The organism is Paenibacillus sp. 1_12, from assembly GCF_900114475.1.
In the GTDB taxonomy this organism is placed as follows: domain Bacteria; phylum Bacillota; class Bacilli; order Paenibacillales; family NBRC-103111; genus Paenibacillus_S.
This window is the reverse complement of record NZ_FOTE01000006.1, coordinates 209,368-222,050: the sequence shown is the minus strand read 5'-3', so window position 1 is coordinate 222,050 and position 12,683 is coordinate 209,368. Positions and strand designations below refer to the sequence as shown.

General features: G+C 46.1%; 12 protein-coding genes. All 12 read left to right on the top strand.

Features of this window, described 5'->3' with window-relative positions:
• The first annotated feature begins 10 nt into the window (after positions 1 to 10).
• The 12 genes from BM210_RS15695 (at position 11) to BM210_RS15640 (ending at position 12,611) form a co-directional block, all read left to right on the top strand.
• Positions 11 to 997 carry a beta-ketoacyl-ACP synthase III gene (locus tag BM210_RS15695; RefSeq protein WP_091169885.1) on the top strand — a complete coding sequence of 329 codons (987 nt, stop codon included), beginning with the start codon at positions 11 to 13 and terminating at the stop codon, positions 995 to 997.
• A gap of 126 nt (positions 998 to 1,123) precedes the next feature.
• Complete coding sequence (gene fabD / locus BM210_RS15690; protein ID WP_091169883.1) at positions 1,124 to 2,044, top strand: ACP S-malonyltransferase; 921 nt, start codon at positions 1,124 to 1,126, stop codon at positions 2,042 to 2,044.
• A gap of 97 nt (positions 2,045 to 2,141) precedes the next feature.
• Positions 2,142 to 2,882 (top strand): 3-oxoacyl-[acyl-carrier-protein] reductase, encoded by a 741-nt coding sequence (gene fabG, locus BM210_RS15685; RefSeq protein WP_091169881.1) that lies wholly within the window; start codon positions 2,142 to 2,144, stop codon positions 2,880 to 2,882.
• Positions 2,883 to 3,005: 123 nt separating this feature from the next.
• A complete protein-coding gene (locus BM210_RS15680) occupies positions 3,006 to 3,239 on the top strand; it encodes an acyl carrier protein (RefSeq protein WP_076232675.1) in 234 nt (77 codons plus the stop codon).
• A gap of 139 nt (positions 3,240 to 3,378) precedes the next feature.
• Positions 3,379 to 4,617, top strand: coding sequence for a beta-ketoacyl-ACP synthase II (gene fabF, locus BM210_RS15675; protein WP_091169879.1), 1,239 nt, complete (start codon positions 3,379 to 3,381; stop codon positions 4,615 to 4,617).
• A 69-nt stretch (positions 4,618 to 4,686) separates the two neighbouring features.
• Positions 4,687 to 5,403: a ribonuclease III gene (rnc, locus tag BM210_RS15670; RefSeq protein WP_091169878.1), complete on the top strand. Its 717-nt coding sequence runs from the start codon at positions 4,687 to 4,689 to the stop codon at positions 5,401 to 5,403.
• A gap of 117 nt (positions 5,404 to 5,520) precedes the next feature.
• Positions 5,521 to 9,093: a chromosome segregation protein SMC gene (gene smc / locus BM210_RS15665; protein ID WP_091169875.1), complete on the top strand. Its 3,573-nt coding sequence runs from the start codon at positions 5,521 to 5,523 to the stop codon at positions 9,091 to 9,093.
• A gap of 32 nt (positions 9,094 to 9,125) precedes the next feature.
• Positions 9,126 to 10,115, top strand: coding sequence for a signal recognition particle-docking protein FtsY (gene ftsY / locus BM210_RS15660; protein ID WP_091169873.1), 990 nt, complete (start codon positions 9,126 to 9,128; stop codon positions 10,113 to 10,115).
• Positions 10,116 to 10,252: 137 nt separating this feature from the next.
• The gene (locus BM210_RS15655) at positions 10,253 to 10,603 is read left to right on the top strand and encodes a putative DNA-binding protein (protein WP_091170293.1); all 351 of its coding nucleotides are present in this window, start codon (positions 10,253 to 10,255) and stop codon (positions 10,601 to 10,603) included.
• Between the two features lie 60 nt (positions 10,604 to 10,663).
• Complete coding sequence (gene ffh, locus BM210_RS15650; protein ID WP_091169869.1) at positions 10,664 to 12,037, top strand: signal recognition particle protein; 1,374 nt, start codon at positions 10,664 to 10,666, stop codon at positions 12,035 to 12,037.
• A 49-nt stretch (positions 12,038 to 12,086) separates the two neighbouring features.
• Positions 12,087 to 12,359, top strand: a complete 273-nt coding sequence (gene rpsP, locus BM210_RS15645; protein WP_076232687.1) for a 30S ribosomal protein S16 — start codon at positions 12,087 to 12,089, stop codon at positions 12,357 to 12,359.
• Between the two features lie 21 nt (positions 12,360 to 12,380).
• Entirely contained in the window at positions 12,381 to 12,611 is a 231-nt protein-coding gene (locus BM210_RS15640; RefSeq protein ID WP_091169867.1) for a KH domain-containing protein, read from the top strand.
• Positions 12,612 to 12,683 lie beyond the last annotated feature (72 nt).

The following is a 12,683-nucleotide window of genomic DNA, read 5'->3' as shown; positions in this document are numbered from 1 at the left end:
TGTGACTAATATGAGCTTACGGCCGGTTGGCATCATTGGGTCTGGTAAATATGTGCCTGATCGTGTTTTGACGAATCAAGAATTGGAGCATATGGTCGAGACCAATGATGAGTGGATCGTATCGAGAACGGGTATTCGTGAACGAAGGATTGTGAGTCCCGAGCAGGCTTCTTCCGATTTAGCTTATGAAGCGTCCCTCAGGGCGCTAGAAATGGCAGGAATTAGTGCAGAACAACTGGACTTGATTGTAGTTGCGACAATAACGCCGGATATGGCGTTTCCATCTACAGCCTGTATTTTACAAAACAAACTGGCTGCGAAGAAAGCTGCTGCATTTGATCTGTCGGCAGCATGCTCAGGATTTATTTATGGTTTGGCGAATGCTTCTAATTTTATTGCCACAGGCATGTATCAGTATGCTCTGGTTGTTGGTGCAGAATGTTTGTCCAAAATTACCGATTACACCGACCGAAATACATGTATTTTGTTTGGTGATGGTGCAGGAGCTGTAGTCATCGGTGTGGTACCGGAAGGCCGAGGCTTTAAGTCCTTTGAATTGGGTGCGGATGGATCCGGTGGTGAATTGTTGAAGGTAGCCGGTGGTGGCTCACGTTGTCCTTCCTCCACAGAAAGTATTGAGGCTAAGCAGCATTTTATTTATATGGCTGGTAGTGAGGTTTTTAAATTTGCTGTGCGCATTATGGGGAACGCTGCCGAAGAAGCACTGCGTAAGGCTGGGATGCATAAAAGTGATATTGATCTGCTCGTACCCCACCAAGCCAATATCCGCATTGTACAATCCGCATTGAATCGGCTTGAGCTTAGTGAGGATAAATGTATGATTAATCTCCACAAGTATGGTAATGTATCTGCAGCGTCCATCCCTATCGCATTAGCGGAAGCTGTAGAAGAAGGAAGATTGAATGAAGGGGATTGCCTGGTCTTGGTCGGCTTCGGTGGAGGCTTAACATGGGGCGCTTCTGTTGTCATTTGGTAATCCGCCTTTCACAATAATCAATACGAAAAACTCTATGAGCTTGCTCATGAAGTAAGTTTTCTACGAAAACTCAATGCGCTTGCTTACGAAGTAAGTTTTCAAAGAAAACTCTAAGGAGAATTGAATATGGGTAAAATAGCATTTGTTTTCCCGGGACAGGGTGCTCAAGCTGTTGGAATGGGCCGGGATATTTTTGAAACAGAAGAGGCTGCTGCACGTATATTTAAAAGTGCGGATGAAGCTTTAGGGTATTCCCTGTCTTCGATCATATTCGAAGGACCTGAAGCTGAACTGAAATTAACCTATAACACACAGCCTGCATTGCTGACCACGAGTATTGCTTATCTGGAGGTTTTCAAGGCTAAGGGCTTGCAGCCAGACTTTGTTGCCGGACACAGCTTGGGCGAATACTCGGCGCTTGTAGCTGCAGGAGTGCTCAGCTTTGAGGATGCCGTGCGTACTGTTCGTGCGCGAGGTGAATTCATGGAAGAGGCAGTACCTAGTGGTCAAGGAGCGATGGCAGCAGTCCTTGGTGCCGAACGTGAGGCTTTACAGCAATTGTGTCAAACCATCACGAATGAGCTTGACGTTGTCGAGTTGGCTAATCTGAATTGCCCTGGTCAAATTGTTGTATCGGGTAGTGTTGCGGGAGTTCAAGCCTTGGTGGAGCGTGGCAAAGAGATCGGTGCCAAACGTGTTATTCCACTGGAAGTCAGTGGGCCATTTCATTCTTCATTGATGAAGCCAGCATCGGAGCGTCTATCTGCGGTTTTATCTGCAGTTTCTATGCAAACGGCTAATGTGCCGGTTGTTGCCAATGTGACTGCTCTTCCTGTTACCGAGCCGAATGAGATCCGTTCCTTATTGGTTGATCAGGTTCATTCTTCTGTGCTTTGGGAAGACACTGTTGTATGGCTGATTGAGCAAGGTGTGGATACCTTTGTTGAAATAGGTTCAGGCACTGTGTTGGCCGGCTTAATTAAAAAAATCGACCGATCGGTAAAAATTATCGGTATTAATAGCAAAGAAGCGATTGAGCAGGCTTAAATGGTTGTACATACGATACGAGCTTCCAAGTGAAGCGCAGCTTATGCTTGCGAAGTAAGTTTTCCTACAGAAAACTTTAAGGAGGGAAATCACTATCATGCTAACAGGTAAAACGGCACTCGTAACCGGTGCATCACGTGGTATTGGCCGCGCGATTGCCTTGTCACTCGCTGAAGCAGGGGCTGATGTTGCAGTTAATTACGCTGGAAGTGAGGCGTCTGCAGCTGAGGTTGTGAGCTTGATTGAAGCCATGGGACGCAAAGCCTTTAAAGTCAAAGCCGACGTAAGTTCCGCGCAAGAGGTGGACGACATGTTCAAGCTCGTGCTGGGAACGTTTGGTCAGCTTGACATTCTGGTTAACAATGCAGGAATCACCAGAGATAATTTGATTATGCGTATGAAAGAAGATGAGTTCGATCAGGTGATCGCAATTAACTTGAAAGGCGTGTTTAACTGTATCAAAGCAGCCACACGCCCGATGATGAAGCAGCGCTCGGGTCGTATCATCAATATTTCATCCGTTGTTGGTGTGCTTGGCAACCCGGGTCAGATTAATTATGTCGCCGCCAAGGCGGGAGTAATTGGGATGACCAAAGCAAGTGCGAAGGAGCTTTCATCCCGAGGTATTACCGTTAACGCGGTAGCACCCGGTTTTATTGAGACAGATATGACGGATAAGCTGTCGGAGGATACGGTTGCAGGGCTGCTGCAGCAGATTCCTTTGGCCCGTCTAGGGAAACCTGACGATATCGCCAAGGCAGTCCGTTTTCTGGCCTCAGATGATGCTTCCTACATGACAGGTCAGACCATTCACATTGATGGCGGCATGTATATGTAGGCTCACTGATAGGCTTTAGAGCAGGATAAAATGCAGTGATTTTGTTTTTTTAAGGTGGAGCTTGCGCAAGCTATGGCAATTTGTCCATAAGTCCAGTATAATACCATGGAGGAGGTGAACCGGATGTCCGATGTTTTGGAACGCGTAAAACGTATCGTCATCGATCGTCTTGGTGTTGAAGAGGCCGAAGTTACCCTCGAAGCATCTTTCAAAGATGATTTAGGCGCTGATTCTCTAGATGTCGTAGAATTAGTTATGGAGCTTGAAGATGAATTCGATTTGGAGATTTCTGACGAAGATGCAGAAACAATTACTACGGTAGGTCAAGTAGTTGAGTACATAAAATCTCATACTTAATTGACTGTAAGTCCCGTTTAATTACTTGGCGGGACTTATCTCCTTTCAGACCAGTCTGTGGAGTTACTGGTGAATACATTACTTGAATATGACTTATCATACATAACGATATTGTTATTTTAGATAGAGGTGGGTTACAATGAATCAAAGAGTTGTAATAACGGGTATGGGTGTCATGACATCCCTTGGGCAAGATCTGGAAACCTTTTGGGGCAATTTACTTGAGGGCAAATCCGGTGTTGGTCAGATTGAATTGTTCGATGTAACCGATTATCCGACACACATCGCTGCAGAAATCAAAAATTTCAACTATGAGCCATTTTTTGATAAAAAGGAAGCTCGTCGTATGGACCGCTTTGTGCAGTTTGCAGTTGTTGCTAGTTTGTTAGCTTTGCGTGATGCCAAGCTTAACGTTAAGGAAGATACAGACCCAGAGCGTGTAGGTGTTTATGTAGGGTCCGGAATTGGCGGCTTGTCCACCTGGGAAGAACAGTTTAAGATTTTGCTGGAAAAAGGACCAAAGCGTGTGAGTCCGTTCTTTATTCCGATGATGATTGCGAATATGGCTTCTGGCCAAATTTCGATGATGACCGGAGCCAAAGGACCTAATAGTACAGCGGTAACGGCTTGTGCAACGGGGACACACTCGATTGGTGATTCCTTCAAAATGATTCAACGCGGTGACGCAGATGTTATGATTTGCGGTGGTGCCGAGGCAACGATCACTCCAACAGGAGTAGCAGGATTTAGTGCGCTGCGTGCCATGTCAACTCGTAATGATGATCCAACCCATGCTAGTCGACCATTTGATATAGATCGCGATGGATTCGTTATGGGTGAGGGAGCCGGTGTTCTTATTTTGGAATCTCTTGAGCATGCAACCAAACGTGGTGCCCAAATTTATGCTGAAGTCATAGGTTATGGAATGAGCGGTGACGCTCATCATATGACCGATCCGGATCCTGATGGTGCAGCACGATGTATGGTGAAAGCGATTAAAGATGCTGGGATTACATTGGAACAAATCGATTACATCAATGCACACGGTACTTCTACACCTGTAGGAGATCGCTCCGAAACAACTGCCATCAAGAAGGCTTTTGGTGATCATGCTTATAAGCTGGCTGTGAGTTCGACGAAATCGATGACGGGCCATTTGCTGGGTGCAGCAGGCGGTGTTGAGGCGTTAATTTGTGGACTGGCCTTGAAAAATGGCATCATTCCGCCTACAGCTAATTTGGACAACCAGGATCCATTATGTGATTTGGATTATGTACCAAATACGCCGAGAAAGGCTGACCTCAAGATCGTAATGTCCAATTCATTCGGCTTTGGGGGCCATAATGCCACTATTATTTTGAAAAAGTTTGAACAATAAGCATTTACATGACGTTGGATATTCAGGGAAAAGAACCATAAACGGATGTTCGAAGTAGGTGGTGAGGATATGCATCGAAACCTGAAACAGCTGCAAATAGCATTGGACATATCGTTTCGCAAACCAGAGCTGTTAAGGCAGGCGTTTACACACTCTTCCTATGTGAACGAGCACCGTATAGGTAACCATAAGGATAATGAGCGGTTGGAATTTTTGGGTGATGCTGTGCTCGAATTAACTGTCTCGGAGTATTTATTCGAAATGTACCCACAGCGGCCTGAGGGAGAACTGACGAAGCTAAGAGCATCGATTGTTTGTGAGCCTTCACTAGTAAGCTTTGCGGAACAGCTGGATTTTGGCTCCTATGTACTTTTGGGCAAAGGTGAAGAGTTGACCGGTGGCAGAACAAGGCCGGCTTTACTTGCTGATGTGTTTGAATCGTTTGTTGGTGCTCTCTATCTGGATCAAGGTCTTGAGGTCGTTAATACGTTTTTGCGCAAGCACCTTTTTTCGAATATTCCGAATCAGGGTAAGCTGCTGACCGTAGATTTCAAAACCAATTTGCAAGAGTACACACAGCAGCACAGTTTGGGCATATTGGAATACAAAATTATCGATGAGCGCGGACCTGCGCACGAGCGGGAATTTGTGGCCCAGGTTCAAATCAACGACAGGCTATTGGGCCAAGGGGACGGCCGGTCCAAGAAGGAAGCTGAACAGCAGGCCGCAGCTCAGGCTTTGGAAGCGTTGAAAGTTGATTTTGGTAACATAACCAGAGGGTTTTGACGAATGCATCGGGCAGCTGAGAGGCTGCTGCCGATGCATTTTTCTATGGGGTGCCAAGGGTTCTTCTACGATTCTATGAATAGGAATTGTATGGTACAATAACGTAGAGGTGAGACGATGTTTTTAAAACGTATTGAACTGACCGGATTTAAATCGTTTGCCGACCGGACTGAGCTCGAATTCGTCCAGGGAATTACAGCGGTAGTAGGTCCGAATGGCAGCGGAAAAAGCAACATATCCGACGGAATTCGTTGGGTACTGGGAGAACAAAGCGCCAAAAGCTTACGCGGCGGCAAAATGGAGGATATCATTTTTGCTGGAAGCGATAACCGCAAAGCAGTTAACTTTGGAGAGGTTTCTTTAACACTTGACAATACAAGTCAATCGCTTTCGCTTGATTTTAACGAGGTTACGGTGACCCGTCGTGTGCATCGCAATGGCGACAGTGAATACTTAATAAATAAACAGCCTTGCAGGCTTAAAGATATCACCGAGCTGTTCATGGATACTGGGATCGGAAAAGAAGCGTATTCGATTATTGGACAGGGACGGATTGAAGAAATTTTAAGCACCAAGTCCGAAGACCGCCGTGGGATTTTTGAAGAAGCATCGGGCATTGTTAAATACAAATCGCGCAAACGGGAAACAGAAAAAAAGCTACAGGAAACCGAACAAAATTTGCTGCGTATTCACGATTTGGTATCAGAGCTTGAGGATCAGATAGAACCGCTTCGAAAGCAATCGGAGAAGGCTGTCCGTTACAAAGAGCTAAGAGAGCAGCTGAAAAGCAGCGAAATCGCGATGTACGTGTATCAAATTGAGCAAATTTACATAGCCTGGACCGATACGAATAAGAATTTGGAGCGTTTGAAAAAGGAGCAGGAAGGTTTATCTACGATTGTAAGTCAGCATGATGCCCATCTTGAGAAGCACCGCTGGGAAACACGCAGGTTAGAAACAGATATTGAGCGTCTTCAAGAGCAGCTGCTGCAGCTGAGCGAGGACTTTGAAAAGTGTGAAGGCCAAGGAGAAGTACTGAGAGAACGCAAAAAAAATTATGAAGGTAATCAAACACAGCTGAAGCAGACAGCAGCCCAACAAGGTCAACGCATGGGTGAGAAGGAAGCGGAACTGCTTCATTTCAGGGGAAAGCTCACAGTCATTTCTAACGAGCTAATTCAATATCAGGCGAAGGTAATGGCTGAGGAAACTAGACTTCTTGGTGTCGCTGGAGGGGTAAGCAGCGGTGATGAGGATCGATTAAAAAGCGACCTTCTGGAAACATTGAATCGCATGGCCAATGCGCGCAATGAAATTCGTTACACAGAGCAGCAGACCGAAGGCTTGACACGAAGATTGGATAGGCTTAGTGAAGAACATCGCAAATGGAAGGAACAAGCGGACACGGTAACTATGCGCAAGCAGGAGCTGGAGAAGCGTCTAGCGGCTACCTTGAAGAAAGTTGACGAGATGCGCAACCAATATCTGGATCTGAGTCAGAGCTTGAAAACAAAACAGCAGCTCTCTGAGGAAGCCAGTACAGCTGTTCGCAAATGGGAGCAGAAGCTGGATGCTTTAGTTTCCAGACGGGACACCATGCGTGAGATGGCAAATGATTATGACGGGTTTATACATGGCGTCAAAGAAATATTGAAGGCAAAGGACCGCAATGAGCTTCGTGGTATCCGCGGAGCTGTTGCCGAACTGATGAAGGTGCCTGCGCATGTAGAAACAGCGATGGAAACAGCACTTGGCGGTGCTTTGCAGCATGTTGTGGTAGATAGTGAAGGAAATGCGCGTGAAGCGATTGCTTTCTTGAAGAAGCGGCAGCTTGGACGCGCTACCTTTTTACCATTGGATGTTATTCGGGGACGATCTATCCAGGAGTCAGAAAAGAGATCGATCGAATCGATGGAAGGATTCGTCGGGATTGGTATAGATTTGGTACAATATGATGATCAATACCGTCAAATTGTTGGCAGTTTACTTGGGAATGTCATTATATCCAGTCAATTGGATTTGGCCAATCGGATAGCCGCCAAGATCCAGTACCGTTATCGCGTGGTTACATTAGAAGGTGATATCGTAAATCCGGGTGGATCCATGACAGGGGGAAGCCAACAGAAGCGAACCTCAAGCCTCCTTGGTCGTCAGCGGCAGATTGAAGAAATGGATGACGAAATTCAGGAGTCGGACAAGCAGCTCCAGCAGCTTCGCAGCAGAGGAGAATTGGTACGCAAGGAAATCGTGACGGAAACGCAAGCTTTGGAGCAACTGCGTCAAGTTGGCGAAAATCTGCGGATCGAAGAGCAGCAAATTCGAGCTAGCCTACAGCCGCTCGATCAGGAATCCAAACAAGTCGCCGACCAGCTTGCTTTGTATAATCAGGATGGAGACGCAATGGACACGGAACGGCGGGACCTGCAGGCTCGACGAGCGACTGCACAGCAATCACTGGAGCAGCTTCTGAGCGAAGAAGCTGTGATTCAGCAGGCTATAAGGGAAGCTGCGGTGGCGCGTAAAGCGGGTGAGCAGGAGAAGGAAGAGCTCCAGACACAGCTAACTGATCTTAAGATTAAAGTTGCATCGCTTTCCCAAGAGAAGCAGTCCTTGCAGGATCAGGAAAAGCGTTTCAGAACAGAGCTTACAGAGCTTCATACGGAGCTTGAATTGAATCGTAGTATTTTGCAGCAGATGGATCAGGATATGACAGGGCTTCAAAAGGAATCTATCCTTCAAATTGAACAACTTAATAGCTTGTCATTGAAAAAGCAGCATTGCACAGAGCAATTGGATCTTAAACGTGCTGAACGCGCGGAATGGCAGGCCAAGCTGGAGAAGGAAGAATACAAGACCCGTGAGGAGCGCAATCAGCTGCGGCAAGCACAGGAACAGCTCCACCAAACCGAGGTTCGCGTAACCCGTCTTGATGTAGAGCTTGAGAACCTGCTGAAAAAGCTTGCGGATGATTACGAGCTTAGCATAGAACTAGCCAAGGAGCGTTATCCGGTTCCTGAAGATGTGCTGGGTACGCAAAACAAGGTTCGGGAGCTCAAACGTGAAATTGCCATATTGGGTGAAGTTAACCTGGGGGCTATTGAAGAGTTTATGCGTGTGAACGAGCGTTTTGAGTTTCTAAGTGAGCAGAAAAACGACTTGGTGGCTGCTAAAACAACGCTCTACGAGGTTATTCATGAGATGGATGAGGAAATGTCCAAACGGTTCCGAATTACCTTCGATGCGATTCGTACCCACTTTGTCATTGTGTTTGCCAAGCTTTTTGGCGGCGGGCGCGCAGATTTGATTCTTTCCGAGCCGGACAACCTGCTGCACACAGGAATCGAAATCGTTGCACAACCGCCGGGGAAAAAATTGCAGAACCTGCAGCTATTATCCGGAGGAGAACGTGCACTGACAGCGATTGCGCTATTATTTTCTATTATTCGTGTCAAACCGGTTCCGTTTTGCGTTCTGGATGAGGTAGAGGCCGCTTTGGATGAAGCCAATGTGACGCGTTTTGCTGAATATTTGCGGGAGTTCTCTCAGCAGACACAGTTTATTGTAGTCACACACCGCAAGGGCACGATGGAAGAAGCCGATGTTCTTTATGGGGTAACTATGGAAGAAGGCGGCGTCTCCAAGCTGGTGTCCGTTCGTTTGGAAGAGGATGAAGCAATTATAGCAAGTTAGAACCGAGAGCCTAAGAGGAGGTCACGACCGGAATGAGTTTTTTTAAGAAGTTAAAAGAAAGTATTTCCTCTAAAGCAGAGGCAGTGACAAATAAGTTCAAGGAAGGATTGGCCAAAACTCGAGACGTATTTGTCGAGCGAGTAGAGGATTTGTTCAGCCGCCGTAAAAAGATTGATGAGGATTTCTACGAGGAATTGGAAGAAATTTTAATTGGTGCGGATGTGGGTGTCAACACAGTTATGAAGCTCGTTGAGAGCCTTCGTGCAGAAGTGCGTAAACGGAAAATCGAACAGCCAAGCGAGCTGCAGCCAATTCTGTCGGAAATGATCATTGCATTGTTAAAAGGTGACGAGAAATCCTCGCTGAAAATGGCCGATTCGGGTCTGACGGTTATTTTGTTTGTTGGTGTGAATGGTGTAGGTAAAACGACAACTATCGGGAAAATGGCCAACCTTTTAAAATCGCAAGGTAAAAAGGTAATGCTAGCTGCCGGTGATACGTTCCGTGCTGGGGCCATTGAGCAGTTGGAGGTATGGGGGCAGCGTGCGGGTGTTGATGTGATCAAGCAGCAATCAGGCTCAGACCCGGCTGCAGTCATGTTCGACGCGCTGCATGCAGCGAAAAGTCGTGGTGTCGATGTATTATTATGTGATACCGCAGGGCGTTTGCAAAACAAAGTGAATTTGATGGAAGAGCTTAACAAAATTTATCGTGTCATTAGCCGTGAGGTGCCTGATGCGCCTCATGAGGTTTTGCTCGTATTGGATGCGACCACAGGGCAAAATGCGTTGAGTCAAGCCAAAATGTTTGATGAGAAATCGGGGTTAACTGGCCTGGTGTTAACAAAACTCGACAGTACAGCCAAGGGTGGTATCGTGGTTGCGATTCGTCAAGAACTGAAGCTGCCCGTAAAATTTGTCGGTCTGGGTGAGAAAATTGATGATTTACAGCCGTTTGACTCCGATCAATTCGTACATGCCTTATTCAGCAATTGGATTAAGGACACCGATACGGTAAGTTAAAAGGAATACGCTCATTTGTGGCGTTAATAGCAAGGAAAACAGTGACAAGGAAAAAGACTTGACATCGATTCCGATTTTCAGTATGATAAGAACTGTTGTTACTGTAAAGGGTTTTACCTTAACGGAGGCTTAGCATGATGACGGAAGAAAATATGCTCGCCAAAACAAATCGTATGAATCTACTGATCGATTTTTACGGGCTGCTCTTGACTGAGAAGCAACAAGTGTTCGTAAAGCTTTATTTTCATGATGATTACTCACTTGGTGAGATTTCAGCAGAGTTTCAAATCAGCCGTCAGGCTGTGTATGAACACATTAAGCGTGCTGAATTAATGCTAGAGGAATATGAATCCAAGCTGCAATTGCTGAACAAACATGAACAAAGAAAAGTATACATACAGCAGCTCGAGGCTTTGATGTTTCTGTGGCATTCTGAAACGAAGGAACAAGCACAAACATTGCTCGAGCAGTTGTCAGGCATAGAATAGATAGGATAATATTGGCTTCATTCAAAGAATTCACAGTAACACTCAAGAGGTGAAGTTCGTATGGCATTCGAAAGTTTAGCGACTCGGCTGCAGAAGGTGTTCAGTAAGCTGAGAGGTAAAGGAAAGCTAACAGAAGACGATGTTAATGAGGCGTTGCGTGAGGTTCGTCTGGCGCTTCTTGAAGCGGATGTCAATTTTAAAGTTGTCAAAGAGTTTATTGCCAAAGTAAAAGAACGTGCAATTGGTCAGGAAGTTCTGGAAAGCTTTACACCTGCGATGGTCGTTGTGGATATCGTAAATAAAGAATTGACCGAACTTATGGGCGGTACGCAGAGCAAGCTGGCCAGATCCAATCGACCTCCAACTGTTATTTTGATGGTAGGCTTGCAAGGCGCTGGTAAAACGACTGCAACGGGTAAGCTTGCTAAGATGCTATTGCAGCAAAATCACCGTCCGCTGGTCGCTGCCGGAGATATTTATCGGCCAGCCGCGATCAAACAGCTGCAAGTGCTCGGTGAGCAGATCAAAGTGCCTGTATTTACTATGGGTGATCAGATCAGTCCGGTGGAAATAGCCAAAAATGCTCTGCAGCACGCCAAGGATCACGGCAATGACTATCTGATTATCGATACTGCGGGTCGCTTGCACATCGACGAAGCATTGATGGACGAGCTGAAACAGATTGTTGAAGCGGTCAAGCCTGATGAGACTTTGTTGGTTGTCGATGCGATGACGGGTCAGGAATCAGTCAATGTAGCTGAAAGCTTTCATAGCCAGTTGACCCTGACAGGTGTGGTACTCACCAAGCTTGACAGCGATACTCGCGGTGGAGCGGCTATCTCGGTTAAAGCCGTGACGGGTTGCCCGATCAAGTTTGTAGGTATGGGTGAAAAGATGGATGCGCTGGAGCCGTTCCATCCGGAACGTATGGCTTCACGGATTCTTGGTATGGGCGATATGCTTACGCTGATTGAGAAGGCTCAAGAAGGCATTGACATGGAGAAGGCAAAGGAAATGGAACGCAAAATGCGCACCGCTGAATTTACCTTCGATGACTTTTTAGATCAGATGGAACAAGTGAAGAAGATGGGACCGCTTGATCAGATACTGGATATGCTTCCAGGTGCCAACAAGATGAAGGGCATCAAGGATATCAAGGTTGATGATAAGCAAATGGCCCGTGTCGCTGCCATCGTGAAATCAATGACCAAGCAGGAGCGCCAAAATCCGGATATGCTTACTCCAAGCAGACGGAAACGGTTGGCAGCCGGAAGCGGAAATTCGGTGCAGGATGTTAACCGTTTCATTAAGCAATTTGATGATATGCGTAAGATGATGAAGCAATTTTCCAGCATGATGGGTCCTAAGGGTCCCAAAGGGCTTAAAGGCTTAAAAGGTAAGATGGGCAAAGGGATGAAGTTCCCGTTTGGCTAACTGTAATTGTTTTGCAGCTTGTTTATTCTATGTAGGAGGTGATTTTTAAATGGCAACACGTATTCGTCTAAAACGTATTGGTGCTCATAAAGCTCCTTTTTACCGTCTCGTAGTTTCGGATTCCCGTTCTCCGCGTGATGGTCGCTTTATCGAAGAAATTGGTACTTACAACCCGATTACTAAACCGGCAACTGTAAGCATTGATGAAGAAAAAGCGTTGAAATGGCTTCAAACCGGTGCACAAGCTTCTGATACTGTCCGCAGTCTTTTCAGTCAAGCTGGCATTATGAAAAAGTTTCACGAGTCCAAACTGCAGAAGTAATCTGCCGATTCGGAGGGTGTTATGCAGGATCTAATAACCGTTATCGCTAAGGCGTTGGTTGATCATCCCAATGATGTTATGGTCAATGCGGTAGAGGATGAGCGAAGCATTACGTATGAGCTATCTGTGCATCCTGATGATGTTGGGAAAGTGATCGGTAAGCAGGGACGTATTGCCAAGGCGCTTCGAACCGTAGTGACTTCGGCTGCAGTTAAAACAAGTAAACGAGTTTCGGTTGAAATTGTTTCTTAATGGATACCATGAGGGTTAGGAGAAATCCTAACTCTTTTTCTTATAATATCAGAATGGATAAGTTTTCAGCGG